Here is an 18,520-nt window from a genome sequence, read left to right as displayed (position 1 = left end):
GGAAAGGGGAGGAATATTTAGGGGAGGGGGGTTAGAGGTCTTGTTTCAACAGGGCGCGATAACGCGACGGCGGGCTCCCGGTCCAGCGCTTGAAGGCCCGCGTAAAGTGCGCTGGATCGCTATAGCCGACCATATAGGCAACTTCAGTCGCGCTGTATCTGCCGGTGGCAATCAACTTAAGGGCTTCACTGCGACGTGTCTCGTCACGCAGAGCATCGAAGTCGATGCCGCAATGTTCAAGTCGACGCTGCAAGGTTCGAACAGACAACCCGATCTTTCTTGAAATAGTCGTCAGCTTGGAGAGTTCCTGATCCGCTATCTGCCGGGCGAGCACGTCAGCGGCGTCAGCGGTCGACTTCAAGGCCTGGGTGATTTTCCAGGCGACATCTTTTACAGGTTGCAGGGGGATTTCGAGCAACTCACGATCGAATTCGATCATGTTGTACTCGGCGTTCATGACGAGGTTCGGGCCCAGGTATTCTTCCAGCGCCTCGTCGCCGCGCTCTCTCGGGTTTTTCAGATGCACGCGTATGGCACCAGCCGCACCGGACATGAGCGGCACTTTTCGAAGTACCGCCAGTGTGCCGAAAATGACCTGCTTGGGATCAGCCCCGTGGTGCCCGGTAAAGTGCTGGATCAGTTTCGTCGTGCGGCCTTCGGTGATAATTCTGACTTCGCTTCCCTGATGTAACAAATCCGTATGGACTGCCGCAGCTGCACAAGCCTGAGCGAGGTTGGTCGAGCCCAATATCAACTCGCCCCACATGCCGGTTGAGCGCACATCTGTGAGGTGCCCGATCATCCCCCCGCCGAAGGGATCCTGCGCGATAGCGGCCATTTTGTTGGCAATATGAAAACAGTCCGCTCGCGGTACCCAGGCTTCAGGGTTTTGAAAAACATGGGGGGAAATACCAAAACGCCGAAAGAACTCCAGCGGCGAAACCCCGCGCATGCTCAGGTAGGGGGCTATTTGCCTAAGTGTGCTGAGTCTGATGGCCGGCCTGGCATTCGTCATTGGTATCCGCACCTGTTTTTAAAGGCAATGCACTTGAGAACCGTTTTGGGACGCATGTAAAAGCGGGCAAACATTTTGCCAAAGTCGCGCTGTTGACAGTACAGGAGCCACGACTTTCGATCATCGATTTTCGACATTCACACCGCACCGTAGCGCGTGCAGACGGGTTTCAAGCAGCAAGCATCGCCAAAGAGAAAAAGGCGGCTGTGCGAACTGAATCGCTCCGTTTTTTTAACTCAAAAGACATGCCACCTTCTCAAATTGAACGCTGGTTAACACGCGCCATCAGTTGCTCAGCCGATTCTTTGCGTTCCGAGTAGCGATCTACCAAAAAATCTTGCCGATCGCGCAGCAGAACAGTGAACTTCACAAGCTCTTCCATCACATCGACGACGCGGTCGTAGTACGCAGAGGCTTTCATCCGTCCGGCCTCATCGAATTCCATATACGCCTTCGGAACTGAAGACTGATTGGGGAGGGTGAACATGCGCATCCAGCGACCCAGCACGCGCAGTTGATTGACCACGTTGAACGACTGCGAGCCGCCGCACACCTGCATCACCGCCAGTGTCTTGCCCTGGGTGGGTCTTACGGCGCCAAGCTCCAGCGGGATCCAGTCGATCTGCGCCTTGAACACCGCCGACATCGCGCCGTGACGTTCCGGCGAACACCAGACCTGGCCTTCGGACCATAACACCAGATCGCGCAGCTCCTGCACTTTGGGATGGTCGACTGGCACATCGTCAGGCAGGGGCAGACCGGACGGGTTGAAGATGCGCGTTTCGGCACCGAAGTGTTCGAGCAGGCGTTCGGCCTCTTCGACCAATAGGCGACTGAAAGAGCGCTCTCGGGTCGAGCCGTAGAGAAGCAGGATGCGCGGTTTGTGCCCCTCGATCAGCAATGGCCCGGAATGATCGAACAGGGTGGAGTCGAGGTTAGGCAGATGTTCGGACATATATCCTCCTTAAAGCACGCCGATGCGGTCGAGCTCGGTTTTCAGTTCGTCGCGGCTGAGACGGGTAAACGGTAGATCAAGAAAGGCCCGGCATCGTCGTTCGATGTGCGCCAGGGTGGCGCGAAAGGCAGCGTCAATTGCCGCTTCGTCAGCCGTCACTTCGGAGGGATCCTCTAACCCCCAGTGGGACTTTAGCGCCGGGCCGAAATACACCGGACAGGTTTCACCAGCGGCTTTGTCGCAAACGGTAATGACGATGTCCGGCGGATTGCCTTCGAAGGCGTCATTGCCTTTGCTGTGCAGGCCGTCAATCGAGATACCGGCCTGTTGCAAGGTAGTCAGGCTGCGCGGTAGTACCTGGCCTTTGGGGAAGCTGCCAGCACTCACCGCTTCGAATCCCGGCGGTGCCAGGTGATTGAACATGCCTTCTGAAAGGATGCTGCGGCAGCTGTTGGCGGTACACATAAACAGGACTCGCATGGGGTTTTCCTTGCGCATTGGGCGGACATCAAAGACTGAGGCGCAGGGCCAGCGCCGACAGGGTAATCAGCAACACCGGGAGGGTAAGCACGACGCCGACCTTGAAGTAGTAACCCCAGGTGATGCGCAGGCCTTTGCGCTCCAGCACATGCAGCCAGAGCAACGTGGCCAGACTGCCGATGGGGGTGATTTTCGGGCCCAGGTCGCAGCCGATGACATTGGCGTAGATCATCGCTTGGCGAATCAGCCCTTGCGCATCGCTGGCCTGAATCGACAGCGCGCCGATCAGCACGCTGGGCATGTTGTTCATCACCGACGACATCAGCGCAGACAGCAGCCCCGTGCCGAGGGTGGCGCTCCATATTCCCTGTTCAGCGAGGCGGTTGAGCAGTTCGGAGAGAAGGTCCGTCAGTCCGGCATTCTTCAGGCCATATACCACTAGATACATGCCCAGTGAAAACACTACGATCTGCCACGGAGCATCCCTCAGCACGCGACGTGTCGAGATTTTGTGGCCCTTGGCGGCGACGCCTAACAGGATTGCCGCACAGACCGCAGCCACAGCGCTCACCGGGATGCCCAGCGGTTCCAGGGCGAACAGCCCTACCAGCAGGATCAACAGCGTCCAGCCACCGACGATGAACGTCGCGCGATCGCGGATCGCTGCTTTGGGTTCCTGTAACGCATCCGTCGCATAGTGGTGCGGCAGGTCTTTGCGAAAGTAGACAAAGAGCACCAGCAAGGTCGCGGCGACACTGGCCAGGCTTACCGGCACCATCACCGACGCGTATTCGGCAAAGCCCAGTTTGAAATAGTCAGCGGAGACTATGTTCACCAGATTGGACACTATCAGTGGCAGGCTCGCGGTGTCGGCAATGAAGCCTGCAGCCATAACGAACGCCAGGGTTGCGGCAGCTGAAAAGCGCAGTGCGATCAGCATCGACATGACGATGGGAGTGAGGATCAGCGCCGCGCCGTCGTTGGCAAAAACCGCCGACACTGCCGCCCCGAGCAGTACACAAAACGCGAACAAGCGGTAACCACTGCCTTTCGCCCAGCGCGCAACATGCAGCGCAGCCCATTCGAAGAAGCCGGCTTCATCCAGCAGCAGACTGATGATAATCACCGCGATAAACGTGGCGGTCGCGTTCCAGACGATGGCCCACACCGCAGGAATGTCATGTAGCGAGACGACACCAACCGCCAGCGCTGTCATTGCGCCGAGGGTAGCGCTCCAGCCGACGCCGAGGCCTTTGGGTTGCCAGATGACCAGCACGAGTGTGAAGACGAAAACAGCGATAGCGACAAACATTCAAGACTCACTTGATCCGGGGTCAGCAGCAGGTCGCTTCGCGAACCGGACGGCCATCCATGTTTTGTAGACGGGCGGCGTTATCCTTGAGCCAATCGGCGTTGGCCCTGGACGTCACTTGCAAGATGTCGTGAACCCAGGCCGGAAAATCCGGATTGAGGCGGTAATAGACCCATTGGCCCTGACGACGATCAAGCAGCAAACCATTGCTGCGCAATTGCGCCAGGTGGCGGCTGATTTTTGGCTGGATTTCATCAAGGGCGCACATCAATTCACACACGCACAACTCACCTTGATCGGCAATCAGCAGGGTCGCGCGCACGCGGGTTTCATCGGCCAGGCTCTTGAAGAGTTCGGTGGGAGTGATCATGAGAGGCTCGCTACATATGGAATACCGAATATACGTATATCCATATATAACTAGCAAGAAAAAAACTTCTTACGGTCTGATTTTGGCCGTAAGCAGCCTGTCACTGAGGGCTGCTTACGGCCGATTTTGTTGAAAAAGTAGCTCCCCTGACTGGCCTGCGGCAAAATCTCTGCATTGGCCGGAGGGGGATCACACAGCATGATGGGACAGTTATCGAGTGGGCAGGAGCGACTGTTTTACTCGTTCAACCTTGAAGATCACATCCCAGCCAATCACCTTCTGCGCAGCATTGATCGGTGTCTCGATCTGAGCGACCTGCGCCATTACCTCGCCGATTTCTATAGCCCGATTGGACGTCCGTCGATTGATCCTGAACTGATGATCCGCATGCTGATCGTCGGCTACTGCTACGGCATCCGCTCCGAACGGCGGTTGTGCGAAGAGGCCCATTTGAACCTGGCGTATCGCTGGTTCTGCCGATTGAGCCTTGAAGATGAAGTCCCCAATCACTCGACCTTTTCCAAAAACCGACACGGCCGTTTTCGGGACAGCGATCTGTTTCGCTGGCTGTTCAATGAAGTGCTGCGTCGTTGCATGGACGCAGGCTTGGTCAAAGGTGAAGGCTTTGCCGTGGACGCCAGCATCATCAAGGCGGATGCCAGCCGGCAGCGCGGTGTACCGGGTGATGAGCCGGTCAACTGGAGCGATCCGGCCCTGAGCACCCGCGCCGTGCGCGAGTACCTTGATGCCCTCGATGAAGAGGCTCTGGCCGAAACGCTACCGAAGCGCCTATCGCTGACTGATCCTCAAGCCCGCTGGACCGCAGCACCAGGTGGCCCAGCGTTCTACGCTTACTCCACGAATTATCTGATCGATACCGAGCACGGCGTGATCATGGATGTGGAACCCACACCGGCTCATCGAACCGCAGAAGTCGAGAGCACCAAGACGATGATCGACCGGGTCGAAGCGCAGTTCGACATCAAGCCGGAACGCCTCATTGGCGACACCGCTTACGGTACCGCGCCGATGCTGGCCTGGATGGTGGAGGAAAAAGACATCGAGCCGCATGTGCCGGTGTGGGACAAAACCGAGCGCAAGAACGACAGCTTTTCGAGTAACGATTTCTACTGGAATGAAGAGGCTGAGGAATACCGCTGCCCAGCCGGCAACCCATTGCGCAGCGAATGGCGAGCCTTCAAGAATGAGCGTTCACACGTCACCAAAGCCAACACCATCATCTTCCGATCCCGGCAGACCGATTGCGCTACGTGTCCGATGAAAGCCAAGTGCTGCCCGAACACTGCGTTCCGCAAGATCGCTCGCAGCGTCCATGAAGCCGCTCGCGATGTGGCTCGGCGCATTGCAGCAACGCCGGCATATCAGCGCTCTCGCCACGAACGTAAAAAGGTCGAAATGTTGTTTGCCCACCTCAAGCGCATCCTGAAATTGGATCGCCTGCGGCTACGTGGCATGAGTGGCGCGACGGATGAATTCACGCTGGCCGCTGCGGTGCAGAACCTGCGACGGCTGGCCAAATTTTCATCTCAAGGGCCACCAGTCACGGGATAGGTGCACCTGCACCAAGCAAAAAACCTCAAATTAACCCAATAACAGAGCAGCAAAGGTCACCGAAGGGCCGAAAAACCACTCAATGTGGTGAGTAGGTTCTCCGGTGGTTGTCGTGCCTGAGTTCAGGCCATTAGAAAATCCGACTTTTTCAACAGAATCGGCCAACAGCGGACGTTCGCTCCCGGCTGCTGACGACCCATACGTCCGTGTTGTACCCGAGCAGAACGCATCTTGCTCCGCAGGTACATGCTTTGTCGGCTGGGTAAGTCAGCGGTTTGCGCTTATTTATCCTGCGTGGCTTGAATAAAAGAGTACCGGGGATCAGGCGCGCAGTTCGCAACTACAGCCTTTGGCCAAGACACTGCAGCTGTGATGTGCGAGCCACTATGGCAGGCGTTACCTTCGCTCAAGACAGCGCAAAGCCGACGGTAACTCGTTAAACAGTTTCTGATATTCCAGGGTGAAATAACTCGAGTGGCCAAACCCCCAACGTTCGGCGATATCGGCAATGCTTGCATATGGGTCCTCTTTCAATGCGCGGCGCGCACCGTTCAAGCGAACCGACCGCAGATACTGCACAGGTGTAACCGCGGCCACCGACTGAAAACTATATTGAAGTGTGCGTCGTGACACCTTCAAACGTCGACAAAACTCAAGCACGTTCGTTGGCGTTGCGGGTTCTTCAATCAACCACTGATGACAGCGTTCAACGATGTAATTGTGGGTACCAGGCCGCGGCGTTTCCTGAGGTGCATCAGTCACTCGCTCCAACCACTCTACGGCCATGAGAGTCAGCGACTGCCATGTCGAGCTGGTCGGCGAGCCCTCCATCAAAGCCTTGAACATCACTATGCCAGGGGCCATGCGGTGTGTTCGCAGGCACACGCGTTTCGGCCGATCCAGTTGCATCAATGCATCGAGCACCGCTTCGTCCAGCAGCCCGCGTAACGTTGCATAGGGAATCGACATGCACAGCACATCCATGCCAGCGGGTGTGAAGACGCGATATTCGTCGTTCGGCAGCAAAACTGTTGCGCATTTTTCCGCCATCGTCCCTTGATAATCCACAGCAGGCCAAGCCAGCGGAAACAATATGTTGACCGCATTGCGCGGTAGACAGATGTGCTGGATAACCTGCTGATTGAGACGCTCACGAAACAGCTGAACTTCACCCGCCTGGATCACATCCAGCCAACCTTGGAGGCGGCCGCAGCTGAGCTGGTCATAGCGCTGACGCCAGCCTGGCAATGCGTTGGCATGCTCGAAAATATCGGTTGTATGAAGGGATTGACGCACGCGGAACCTCTACGGGCAGGACTCTGTAACGGGTGAATGTTACAAATTGTTAGCAAGCGTTATGCCAATAAAATCCCCCCCCAATACGTGCTGAAGGACCAAGTAGTGCCATTTAAAGCACCAACTTGCAGCATGCCTGCGTCAAGTTAGTGCGCCGCTCTGGCGCAACTATCACTGCCGGCCCCTGGCGTGATGAATTGCCAATTTGTGTTAAAGGACGCCAACAACTTCGCCTTACAGTGATTGTGCCTGCTGGCTCCCGACTACTTCGCTCTCATGCATAGAACGCTGTTTGGCTCGCCCGCAAAATTGAACAAGAAAACCGTTGGCGAAAGAAACATGCCTCATTACTTTACTGGGCACTTTAAGGACTTCACTGATGAGTCATACACTCAAACGCCGTCAATTTAATTTAGCTCCGCTGGCCTTGGCTTTAGCCCTTGCCGGCCTTGCCTCGACCGCCCATGCACATGGCGGCGCAGCGCAGATGGTGCCCCTGAAGTCGACCCTGGAAAATTTTGGGGCCACTGTGAAATGGGACGACTACGCCAATCTCTTCGTTATTTCCAAGGATGGGGCATATATCAAGGTAAAGCCGAACAGCAAAGTGGCGATGCTTAACGGCAAAAGACTGGAGCTTAGCGTTCCGGTGGTTTTCAAAAAAAATACTGCACTGATGTCGAATAACTTCATCAATGAAGTATTCCAGTCGGGCCTGGATAAAACGTTTAGCGTCGAAACCCGGCCTCATCCACTTAATGCTTTGAGTGCAGACGAAATCAAGTTGGCGGTCGAGGTGATCAAAGCTTCGGAGCACTCTAAAAAAGACTTCCGGTTCACGGCAATATCGCTCCGGGGGCCGAAAAAGAGCGAAGTCTGGGACTTTATCTATACCGGAAAGCCCGTAAGCCAATCTCGCGAGGCCGATGTGACCGTGCTCGATGGCAGGCACGTCGTCGAAGCCGTGGTCGACCTGGGCAGCAAAAAACTCCTGAGTTGGGAACCGACCAGGAATGTTCACGGGATGGTCTTGCTGGACGACTTCGCGACTGTGCAGTCTGTCATAGAAGGCAGCACTGAATATGCTCAGGCGCTGGCCAAACGTGGCATCAAAGACGTCAAGAAGGTCGTCACTACGCCGCTCACTGTGGGCTACTTTGATGGCAAAGACGGCCTTGTTCAGGACCAGCGTCTGCTTAAGGTGGTCAGCTATCTGGATGTTGGCGATGGCAACTACTGGGCTCATCCGATCGAAAACCTGGTGGCCGTCGTCGACCTGGAAACCAAGAGCGTGATCAAGATCGAAGATGGAGTGATAGTGCCGGTGCCAATGAAACCTACGCCTTACGACGGGCGAGGGCGTAAAGCGGCGACCGTCAAGCCACTGGAGATCATCGAACCCGAGGGCAAGAACTACACGATCACCGGCAACAGCATTCACTGGCAAAACTGGGACCTGCATTTGGCACTCGATTCGCGGGTAGGCCCGGTGATTTCCACGGTCACCTATAACGATCAGGGCAAGAAGCGCAAAGTCATGTACGAAGGGAATCTGGGCGGCATGATCGTGCCCTATGGAGATCCAGACGTGGGCTGGTACTTCAAAGCCTATCTCGATTCCGGAGACTACGGCATGGGGACTCTCACTTCCCAGATCCAGCCTGGCAAGGATGCGCCTCAGAACGCGGTGTTTGTTGACGCGACCATCGCCGACTATGCCGGATCGCCCGTCAATATCCCCCGCGCGATGGCGATATTCGAACGCTATGCGGGACCTGAATACAAGCATCAGGAAATGGGCCAACCCAACCTCAGCACCGAGCGCCGGGAACTGGTCATTCGATGGATCAGCACCGTCGGCAATTATGACTACATTTTTGACTGGGTCTTCCAGGAGAACGGTGTGATCGGTATCGACGCAGGTGCAACTGGCATCGAGGCAGTCAAAGGTGTGAAGTCCAGCACCATTCATGACGCCACTGCCAAAGAGGACACTCGCTACGGTACCTTGATCGACCACAACATTGTCGGCACCACTCACCAACACATCTACAATTTCCGCCTGGACATGGACGTAGATGGCGAAAACAACTCGCTGGTCGAACTTAATCCCGTCGTTGCCAAAAATGACCGCGGCGGGCCGCGCTCCAGCACCATGCAGATTGACCAAAAGGTGGTCAGCACTGAGCAGCAAGCTGCACAAAAATTCGATCCCGCGACTATTCGCCTGATCAGCAACACGAGTAAGGAAAACAAGATGGGATACCCGGTGTCCTACCAATTGATCCCTTATGCAGGTGGGACTCACCCTGTGGCCAAGGGCGCCAATTTCGGTAGCGACGAATGGCTGTACCATCGACTGAGTTTCATGGACAAGCAGATATGGGTGACCCGTTACGATCCTCTGGAGCGCTATCCAGAAGGTAAATACCCGAATCGCTCTGCAACGGATACCGGTCTGGGCCTATTCACAGCCAACAACCAATCGATCGAAAGCAGTGACAATGTGGTGTGGCTTACCACTGGTACCACTCACGTGGCTCGCGCAGAGGAGTGGCCGATCATGCCAACCGAATGGGTGCACGTACTGCTCAAGCCTTGGAACTTCTTCGACGAGACACCCACACTGAACCTCAACTCACCGAAATAAGCGCAGCCTCTGTAGCCGTTTTCAGCTACAGAGGTTTCCCCCTGGTTGTGGTCGTCACAGGTAATCCTTACCCAGCCAGATTGTTGCGGCGCGTGCTGAGGCCTCACGTACGTTTTCACTCTTGCCAGATATTCAATTAAATGGCGCCAACATGGTGCAACTCATAACTCTTTGCACCACCGTCTCGCATGAAAAACCCGACCGAAAATCGCAAAGATCAAGTATGTCCGTTAGGCGATACATTATGACCTTCCAGGGATAGATGTCCTGTATTCATAACTATAATATTAAAACCCTTCATGATTTATTATTAAGTGCCTGTTTGATTTTTATTTTCTGCGGCGATAGCGGAATAATTAATTGTGCCTGCTAATTATTAAGTGTCAGGCGAATGGCTTTTATATCTCGGCACTTAAAGCTTTTGGCATGCGGTTTGCTCTCAATCATTGTGACATTAACTTAGTTGCGAGTGCGGTCCAATGAATAGAGAACAATACTTAGCAGAAAGCACCAGGGTTGAGTTATTCAGTGCCCGTGGCTATCAGTTGGTCATTGGTGTTATTTGTATGATGGCTATTTCCAGCCCGCAATATGTCTGGACACTTTTCACCGCCCCCCTCACTGAAAAACTGGGTGTTTCGCTGGCGCAGGTTCAAATAACCTTTTCATTATTGATTATCCTGCAGACCTTCTTTTCGCCAGTACAGGGTTATCTGGTCGATCGTTTTGGTATTCGTACACTCGTGGGTCTCGGTTGTGCGCTGTCGGGCCTCAGTTGGATTCTGGCCAGCCAGGCCTCGTCGCTGAGCATGCTTTACCTGAGCTACGGAGTGGTCGGGGGCCTGGGTACCGGAATCGTTTATGTCGGCATCATCGGCCTGATGGTGCGCTGGTTCCCTGATCGCCGCGGCCTTGCCGCCGGGGCTGTGGCTGCCGGGTATGGCATGGGCGCCATGATCACCACCTTTCCTATCAGCAACAGTCTGAAAAGTGCAGGCATGGAAACCACAATGCTGACCTTCGGTCTGGCGTTAGGGCTTGTGGGGCTGGTGGCATCGCGCTTTCTGCGCCAACCCCCGACATCGCAGAGTGATGATCCACTGCCGAAAACGAAACAAATCGTAGTCGATGTGCCACCGCGCGAAGTGCTCAAGACACCTGTGTTCTGGCTGATGTTTGCCATGTTTACCATGATGTCGACGTCAGGCCTGATGGTCACTTCGCAAATGGCCAGTTTCGCCGAGGACTTTGGAATGACGTCCGTGATGGTGATGGGTATGGCTGCCTTGCCACTAGCCCTGACCATCGACCGGATATGCAATGGCCTGACACGGCCGCTGTTTGGCTGGATCTCCGACCGCTACGGCCGCGAGAACACCATGGCCTTCGCGTTCTTCTTCGAAGGTATCGCCATGACCCTTTGGCTGCTGACCAGCGATAACCCAGTGCTGTTTGTCCTGCTCTCTGGCGTTGTGTTCCTGGGCTGGGGCGAAATTTTCTCGCTGTTTCCTTCGACCCTGACTGACACCTTCGGTACACGTCACGCCACCACCAACTATGGCTTCCTGTACATGGCGCAAGGAATCGGTTCGATTTTTGGTGGCCCGGTTGCTGCGCTTCTGCACCAAAGTACCGACAGCTGGTACCCGGTTTTTGCTGTTGCCATCAGCTTCGACATCATTACCGCCGGGCTCGCCTTTTTCGTCCTTAAACGCATGCGCGCCAATTGGATCGCCAAGCACGCTATGAAGTCTTGAATAAAGGATAAATCGTATGTTGAACACTACCCTTGCTGCCCGCGGAATAGCCGTAGCCCCTCATAGTCTGGCGGCACAATCAGCCCTGGCCGTTTTGCGCGAAGGCGGCAACGCCATCGAGGCCATGGTCGCAGCGGCTGCCACGATCGCCGTGGTTTATCCTCATATGAATAGCCTTGGGGGCGACGGTTTCTGGTTGATTGTGCCAGCTCAAGGCGCGCCACTCGCAATCGACGCCAGCGGCCCGGCGGGTAGCCTGGCGACGCTCTCTCGATACGACGGCATGAGCAAGATCCCGACACGTGGTGCCGACGCCGCAGTCACCGTCGCGGGCACCGTTGGCGGTTGGCAGGAAGCGCTGGTCGTAGCGTCTGAGCTGGGTGGAAAAATCCCGTTGCCACGCCTGCTGGAGGATGCCATCCACTACGCGTACGCCGGGATCCCCACCACCCCGTCGCAGCATCTGGCTACTTCCAGCAAACAAGCCGAACTGCAAGGCATCCCGGGATTTGCCGAAACCTTTTTGCACAACGGTGCTGCACCTGAGGCAGGTAGCCTGTTCAGGCAGCCGCGCCTGGCAGCCACCTTGCTCACACTCGCCGAAACAGGTCTGGACAGCTTCTACCGGGGTACATTGGCCGACTCTATAGCCAAAGACTTGAGCGCGCTGGGCGCACCGGTCACCCGTGAGGATTTGGCCAACTACCGAGCCAGGCGCGTACGCCCTCTGGAGTTGGAGCACAGTGCTGGCACCGTCTACAACCTGATACCGCCCAGCCAGGGACTGGTATCGCAACTGATCCTGGGCATTGCCGACCATGCCGGTCTTGGTCATTACTCTGCGGACGGGGCTGATCATGTCCATACCTTGGTCGAAGCGACCAAATTGGCCTTTGCTGTACGCGACGCCCATATTACCGATCCTGAGCATATGACGATCGACCCGCAAAGCTGTCTCGATCCAGCCTACCTGCAAGCACTTGCGGCACAAATCAACCCTCAGAAAGCCGCGCCTTGGGGCGAAGGCAAAGGCCCCGGCGACACCGTCTGGATGGGTGTGATCGATAACGACGGGCTAGCCGTATCGTTCATCCAGAGTATTTATCACGAATTCGGCAGCGGCATCGTGCTGCCAGAATCTGGGCTGAACTGGCAGAACAGGGGGGCTTCATTCAGCCTGGATCCGCAGCACCTTTTGACCCTGAAACCCGGAAAGAAGCCTTTCCATACCCTCAATCCTGCTGCAGCACGCCTGAAGGATGGAAGCACCATGGTTTACGGCACCATGGGCGGTGATGGACAACCGCAGACGCAAGCTGCTGTGTTCAGTCGCTACGCCGTATTTGGTCAGCCGTTACAGCAAGCCGTGACGGCACCGCGCTGGTTGCTAGGGCGTACCTGGGGTGAAAGTTCCGACACATTGAAAATGGAGTCGCGTTTTAACGATGAAGTTTTGAATGAGCTCAAGCGTCGAGGGCACGAAGTAGAGGTATTGAATCCTTTTTCCGAGACCATGGGCCACGCGGGAGCAGCGGTTCGGCTCGTTAATGGATCATTTGAAGGTGCATTTGACCCGAGGGGCAATGGAGCTGCTGCCGGTTATTGACAACTGAATGTGGGTTAGCGAAAGCCAGCGACTGAAGCATGGCGCGACGAGGTTGATTTTTCTATTAGATAAATTTACAAATCTATCGCGCACTGATTAAAATAAATAAAAATTTAAAAATCATGCCTTGGGTGAGCTCGTGAAAAGTATTTTGATTGCATCTGTCTTGTTAAGCTCCGTGCTTTCTTTAAAGGTTTTGGCGAGTGGGTTAGAAGTCGAGCATAAACTAATTGAGCAGCGCTGGTATACGTTCGAAGACGTGATAAAAAAGAGAAGCACATATAACAGGGTAGATATTTCTCGAGGGTACATCGAATACTATTTCGAGGGTGATAAATATACCCCCCCAGTATCCAGAAGAGAAATTGTCACCGCGCCAAAAATTCTATTCCAATCATGGCAGCGTTGGAGCCTATGCGATTGCTGATTATGAGACCGAGCTAGACAGGGCGTGCATAGATGTTGTCTCTGGTTCTTTAGGGGCATTTATAGGTGACTATGAAACCTCCAAAAGATCTGATAGACAACAATATAAGCGAGTCGTAGTCGGCATAAGGTCTTTGACGTACAAAGGCCCTGAGTATAACTTCAAGAGCCCTTCATCTTGGTCGCCTGTAGCGTTACCCAAGGACAATAGAAGTCTTCTTTGTGATATTTATGAAGTCAATAGCAAAGAGAGTGATATGAAATACATTGTTTATGCTGCTTCAGAGGCTACCGCTATGTTTGACGAAATTCATGCGATCCCACTGCCTGACAAGAAGGTCGAGTAATTAAAACTCTTCGCACTCATGCTGCGGCCCCCATTGCTGTGGCATTAGCTGGATCAACCTTGAAGCGGTGAACTGAATAATGGGTTTTGAACAATTGGCTCAGCTAAGTGACCGACTTCGGGCTGGAAAGGAGCAAGAGCTGTCTGGCACGATGGGCGGCAATTGGCCGAGAGCTGGCCTCCGTGACGGGCTGCTATTTGTAGTGGTCAACTCATCCCGGACACGGTTTTGAGTTTTTCTTCCGTTTTCGCTGGGGCCAATCCATCGTTAAATTGATGAGGTCGGATCCAGTTGTAGTGATGCATCAGGTACTGGCTAATATCTCTCTGAGCCTGGTGGCCGGTCATGTAGCCAGTGGTTGGTATCCACTCTGTTTTCAAGCTGCGAAAAACCCGCTCCATCGGCGCATTATCCCAGCAGTTTCCTCGGCGGCTCATACTCTGACGCATGCGATAACGCCACAGCCGCTGGCGAAAGTTGCGGCTGCCATATTGGGATCCCTGGTCTGAGTGAAATAGCAGGCCTTGCGGCTTGCCACGCTGCTCGTAAGCCACATCCAACGCCTTGATCACCAAGTCTGCATCCGGCTTTTCTGATAACGCCCAGCCCACCACTCGGCGAGCGTAAAGATCCATGACAACCGCAAGGTAGTGCCATTTCCCCTGTGCCCAGATGTAGGTGATGTCGCCGCACCAGACCTGGTTGGGCGCTTCGACATCAAATTCTCGGTTCAATATATTTGGGATATCCGGCCGCTCGACTGTCGCCTTTTTATAGGCGTGTGATCCTGGCTGCTTGCTGACCAACTCCAGCTCACGCATCAGCCTGCGTACCTTAAACCGTCCAATTTGCTCACCTTCTTCTTGCATCATCAACGTGATGCTTCGACTGCCGGGAGCACTTCGGCCCTGGGTGAACAACTCGCTCACTCGGCTACGCAGCCTGAGCCGCTCAACATCTGGTGTTCGCCGCCTTAGACGATGCGCGTAGTACCCCGAACGAGCGACCTCAAACGCCTCGCACAAGCAGTCAACAGGCTCATGGACGCTTAGCTGATTGATCAGCGCGTACGCTCGAGATCTTCCGACATCAAGAGCGCGGTAGCCTTTTTTAATATTGATTTCTCGCGCTCGAGGCGAGCAATCCGAGCTTCCAACTCCTGGATTTTTTGCTGCTCTGGTGTCAGGGCCTTGCTCTGGGGCGTGACGCCGGTGCGCTCTTGCTGAAGCTGGTCGACCCAGCGGCGCAGCGCCGACTCACCAACACTCAGTGAACGACTGGCTTCGATGAAGCTGTAGTTTTGCTTGAGCACGAGGTCGGCAGCCTCGCGTTTGAATTCAGCGGAAAAGGTACGGCGTTGTTTGGTCATCTGACACCTCGATCTGGCGAGTATTCTCGCCTAAAAGGGTGTCCGGTTTCATTAGACCACTACAATTGGCCACCGCCGGACGGATACAGATTATCGAGTTGGTGCCGCATGGATGGGCGCCGGTTTAACCATGCAAGGTCTTTTGGGCGGATGTTTGCTTTCCATGACCTGGCCAGAAGGCTTTAGAAAATGCTTAAGGGGGCTTGAAACTTAAAGCAGGCTGCAGCTTCCGAAGCTCTAGATGCTGACCGTTCAGTTGGAAGAGTTGTTCAACTGCTGAAGCTCAAGTTGTTTGGCAGCACTGGCTTCGAGGTTTGCACGCTCTTCATCCAGGTACCGATAAATACTTTGAAGGTTGGCGATTTTCTGTTTGACTTCTGCCATCTTTTTTTCAATTAGCTTGGCCCCGTCAGCACAATCGATCAGCTTATTCCGCTGCGCATCCAGAATCTCGCCTATTTCCCCCAAGGAAAACCCCATGCTTTGCGCGCGCTTGATAAAGTCCAGATCCTGCAGAGTTTGCGCTGTGTAATCGCGATAGTTGTTAGTTCGCCGCTGCGGTGAGATCAGGCCGATTTGCTCGTAGTAACGTAGCGTATGGCGGCTGGCACCGCTGCGGGCCTCGAGTTCGCCGATTTTCATGAAAACACCGCTTGACCATAGAGTTTGGTCGATAGTTTACGCTTGGTTCCTCAACTTGAACAAGGAACAGGGAAATGAGCGTGGAGTGCTTTGTCACGGGGGGTACCGGTTTCATCGGTCAACATTTAGTGGCGTACCTGAGTGCAAAAGGTCACACCATTAGGGTGTTGATGCGCCGCCCGGAGCGACTAGTTGAACTGCGGGAGAAAATCGACAAATTGGGCGGGTGTGCGACCCGGGTATTTGCCGTAGCTGGCGATCTGGAACGGGACGAACTAGGGCTGAGCCTTGCTGATCGAGAAGTGCTAAGGCACGCCAGCGTCGTATTCCACCTGGGCGCACACTTCGCTTGGGGGCTTTCAGTCGAGCAATCTCGTGCGGTGAACGTAGAAGGGGCAAAGCGCGTTGCGCTGCTGGCGGCTGAGCAAAAGAGCCGGTTAGTGATGATCGGCGGCTACATGCTGAAAAACCATGAACATCTGCAACGAATCGGAATTGATCCTCGTTATCCGGAGCGGACGAATTGGCCTGCCGTCTACCTGCATGTCGGTGGTTACGAGGCGAGCAAGCTGGAAGCGCATTTTGCGACCTTGGAAATCATGTCCGCCCTGGGTGGGGAGATTACCGTTGTCCACCCCTCGACGGTCTGTGGGCACAGCCGCACGGGGCATATCGTTGACGGTCAGCCGCTAGTGGAGCTGATACGCAACCTTGTGCAGGGAAAGCTGACTGCAGTGCCTGGTACGGCCAAGCATTGGCTGCCACTGGTCACCGTGGATTACCTGGTTGAACTGGTGGCGGTTTGTGCTTTTGATCCTGCCATGGTTGGTCAGGAACTACTGGCGCTTGATGACCAAACGCCCAATTTGCGAGAACTCTTGGCACAGTTGGCACAGCCTTTGGGCATAAAGTCTCCCAAACATCATATTTCACTCCGATTGCTGAAGTTACTACTGAGAATTCCTCCCGTCGCGCGGATGTTGAATACAAAGCCCGAAGCCTTGGATTTCATTCAGACCACTCGTTTTGATACGGCGGCGGTCGAGCAATTTGCCAACAGGTATGGAATAGCCAAGCCAGATATACGTCAGTCTTTGCAGCACACTGCAACGTTCGTCAACTCATATTGCATAGCCAAGGGCTAAGCCCTCTGACTTATCCTTTGGGGGACGACATAGTTCTCAGCCCCAATTAAATGGACCTTTCTAAGGTAAGTAATGCGGATTCATCAACTTGGAAGTGCAACCATCGTGCTTGAAGTCGGCCCTTGTCGAGTCATGTGGATACTATGCTGTGAGAGCAGGGTGCATCGTCGCCTCTAGCTTGAGGGGATGTTTAACTAACGCTCAAATGCCTCAATAAACACTTGGGTTGGTGGGATCATTCGTAATGACGGGCGCCGCACATGGCTGGGGCCTGGCAAGGACGGAGCGCCGAGCAGTTTCGAGGCCGAATAAATTGGGGTTAGCCTGACCGGCAAGAGCGCTCCCGTCCTTGCGTAAAACATTGCAGTCACGAACCATAAGCTCTGCTTCGTCTGGCGCTGACGATTTGGGCCAGCTGGCCTGAGCTCATGAAACGAAAAGGTAGTGACGATGCATAAAGTAATCTGGACGAAGCGTAATCGCGGATGGTTGATTTCCGTCGTTTGCCTCATCCTGGCAATCGCTTTTGTAGTTCTCTCGCGTCTTGACACTTATGGGCTGGATCGCAGAGTAAGTGAGCCTTTTAGATTCGAAGCCAATGGACTGCTCCTGGCGGGAACGCTCTGGCTTCCTGACCAAACTGCAACTGCGGCAGTCGTTCTGGTTCACGGGGATGGCCCGCAAGATCGCACATCGCAGCAGGGTTACGATCCACTCATCAACGCTCTTCTTGATGCAGGCATTGCGGTTGTATCGTGGGATAAACCGGGCATTGGGGATTCGCAGGGGAACTGGCTCAATCAGTCGATGGCTGACCGCTCTGTTAACGTGCGCAGCGCGATTTCTACCCTGCGCAACAAGTTACAAGGGATCCCTGTTGGTGCTCTTGGGTTTTCGCAAGCCGGTTGGGTACTACCCCGCCTTACGACGAATAGTGCGGACTTTCTTGTACTGGTTGGAGGCGCCGTATCCTGGCAACGGCAAGGAGACTATTACACCAGGACGCGGTTGCAGCGCTCAGGGATGCCTGAGCCTGACATTGAACGAGTGATGGCGGAGATGGCCGCAGATGACGAACGTTTGTTTGCCTCTTCACAAGTGCCGCCAGTAGCCCTTCCGGGCGGTATGAGCCCGGAGCGGTGGGCTTTTGTGCGCCGAAGTCTTCATGAAGATGCAACCCATGATTTGAAAGAACTCGAGATTCCAGTGCTTGCGTTGTGGGGGGCGGACGATCTGAATGTAAATCCTGAAGTCAATGCAGATATTTACCGAAAGACTGTAGGGGGCAACCATCCCGCAAACCGGATTGAAGTCATACCGGATGCAAGTCATGGACTCCTGAGGGCGGTTCCCTACAACACGCAACTAACCAGCGAATGGCCCTGGCTAACCACGCTGAGATTCCTGATGGAAGGCCGTCATGCCTACGCCCCTGGTGCCCTTGAAACGATAACCGAGTGGGTTCATGCAAGAGCGGGCGTAACTGAGGCACGCTAAAAAGCGGATACGCTACTCATTTAGTGGGGGCCTGAAATGAATCGCCCCGGGTTTCGTAGACACTTCCATGCCTTAAACTGA

Annotated in this window: 15 protein-coding genes; 7 read left to right on the top strand and 8 right to left on the bottom strand. The window is 54.7% G+C overall.

The window, feature by feature from the left end; all coding sequences use genetic code 11:
• Positions 1-31: 31 nt before the first annotated feature.
• The 5 genes from V6P94_RS16555 to V6P94_RS16535 form a co-directional block, all read right to left on the bottom strand.
• The gene (locus V6P94_RS16555; RefSeq protein WP_219261775.1) at positions 32-1,015 is read right to left on the bottom strand and encodes an AraC family transcriptional regulator; all 984 of its coding nucleotides are present in this window, start codon (positions 1,013-1,015) and stop codon (positions 32-34) included.
• 256 nt (positions 1,016-1,271) lie between these two features.
• Complete coding sequence (gene arsH / locus V6P94_RS16550) at positions 1,272-1,970, bottom strand: arsenical resistance protein ArsH (protein ID WP_133078648.1); 699 nt, start codon at positions 1,968-1,970, stop codon at positions 1,272-1,274.
• A gap of 9 nt (positions 1,971-1,979) precedes the next feature.
• Positions 1,980-2,450, bottom strand: coding sequence for an arsenate reductase ArsC (locus V6P94_RS16545; RefSeq protein ID WP_326397842.1), 471 nt, complete (start codon positions 2,448-2,450; stop codon positions 1,980-1,982).
• 28 nt (positions 2,451-2,478) lie between these two features.
• Positions 2,479-3,762 (bottom strand): arsenic transporter, encoded by a 1,284-nt coding sequence (locus V6P94_RS16540; RefSeq protein ID WP_326397843.1) that lies wholly within the window; start codon positions 3,760-3,762, stop codon positions 2,479-2,481.
• A gap of 22 nt (positions 3,763-3,784) precedes the next feature.
• Positions 3,785-4,132 carry a metalloregulator ArsR/SmtB family transcription factor gene (locus V6P94_RS16535; protein WP_326397844.1) on the bottom strand — a complete coding sequence of 116 codons (348 nt, stop codon included), beginning with the start codon at positions 4,130-4,132 and terminating at the stop codon, positions 3,785-3,787.
• A gap of 198 nt (positions 4,133-4,330) precedes the next feature.
• Here V6P94_RS16535 and V6P94_RS16530 point away from each other — a divergent pair, with 198 nt between their 5' ends.
• On the top strand, positions 4,331-5,704 hold the full coding sequence (locus V6P94_RS16530) for an IS1182 family transposase (RefSeq protein ID WP_338647741.1): 1,374 nt from the start codon (positions 4,331-4,333) through the stop codon (positions 5,702-5,704).
• A 396-nt stretch (positions 5,705-6,100) separates the two neighbouring features.
• Here the strand turns inward: V6P94_RS16530 and V6P94_RS16525 are convergent, their stop codons facing one another.
• Positions 6,101-7,000: a helix-turn-helix domain-containing protein gene (locus V6P94_RS16525; RefSeq protein ID WP_338647738.1), complete on the bottom strand. Its 900-nt coding sequence runs from the start codon at positions 6,998-7,000 to the stop codon at positions 6,101-6,103.
• A 379-nt stretch (positions 7,001-7,379) separates the two neighbouring features.
• On the opposite strand from V6P94_RS16525, the gene tynA reads away from it, so the two are divergent.
• From tynA to V6P94_RS16505, 4 genes are all read left to right on the top strand, one after another.
• Positions 7,380-9,650: a primary-amine oxidase gene (tynA, locus tag V6P94_RS16520; RefSeq protein WP_219261780.1), complete on the top strand. Its 2,271-nt coding sequence runs from the start codon at positions 7,380-7,382 to the stop codon at positions 9,648-9,650.
• A gap of 479 nt (positions 9,651-10,129) precedes the next feature.
• Positions 10,130-11,407, top strand: a complete 1,278-nt coding sequence (gene oxlT / locus V6P94_RS16515; protein ID WP_219261781.1) for an oxalate/formate MFS antiporter — start codon at positions 10,130-10,132, stop codon at positions 11,405-11,407.
• 16 nt (positions 11,408-11,423) lie between these two features.
• Complete coding sequence (locus tag V6P94_RS16510) at positions 11,424-13,013, top strand: gamma-glutamyltransferase family protein (protein WP_219261782.1); 1,590 nt, start codon at positions 11,424-11,426, stop codon at positions 13,011-13,013.
• Positions 13,014-13,378: 365 nt separating this feature from the next.
• Entirely contained in the window at positions 13,379-13,786 is a 408-nt protein-coding gene (locus V6P94_RS16505; RefSeq protein ID WP_338647734.1) for a hypothetical protein, read from the top strand.
• A gap of 206 nt (positions 13,787-13,992) precedes the next feature.
• Here V6P94_RS16505 and V6P94_RS16500 read toward each other — a convergent pair.
• Positions 13,993-15,155 (bottom strand): IS3 family transposase gene (locus V6P94_RS16500; RefSeq protein WP_095019831.1). Its coding sequence is split into 2 segments (ribosomal slippage): positions 13,993-14,900 and positions 14,900-15,155, totalling 1,164 coding nucleotides; the frame shifts between segments, so codons are not numbered across the junction.
• A gap of 252 nt (positions 15,156-15,407) precedes the next feature.
• Positions 15,408-15,797, bottom strand: coding sequence for a MerR family transcriptional regulator (locus V6P94_RS16495; protein ID WP_219261784.1), 390 nt, complete (start codon positions 15,795-15,797; stop codon positions 15,408-15,410).
• Between the two features lie 74 nt (positions 15,798-15,871).
• Here V6P94_RS16495 and V6P94_RS16490 point away from each other — a divergent pair, with 74 nt between their 5' ends.
• Together V6P94_RS16490 and V6P94_RS16485 are read left to right on the top strand one after the other, a co-directional pair.
• On the top strand, positions 15,872-16,942 hold the full coding sequence (locus V6P94_RS16490; RefSeq protein WP_219261785.1) for an SDR family oxidoreductase: 1,071 nt from the start codon (positions 15,872-15,874) through the stop codon (positions 16,940-16,942).
• A 450-nt stretch (positions 16,943-17,392) separates the two neighbouring features.
• On the top strand, positions 17,393-18,439 hold the full coding sequence (locus V6P94_RS16485; RefSeq protein WP_338647731.1) for an alpha/beta fold hydrolase: 1,047 nt from the start codon (positions 17,393-17,395) through the stop codon (positions 18,437-18,439).
• Positions 18,440-18,520 lie beyond the last annotated feature (81 nt).

It is taken from the genome of Pseudomonas sp. ML2-2023-3 (genome assembly GCF_037055275.1).
Taxonomy (GTDB): domain Bacteria; phylum Pseudomonadota; class Gammaproteobacteria; order Pseudomonadales; family Pseudomonadaceae; genus Aquipseudomonas.
This window is presented reverse-complemented; position numbering and strand designations above follow the sequence as displayed.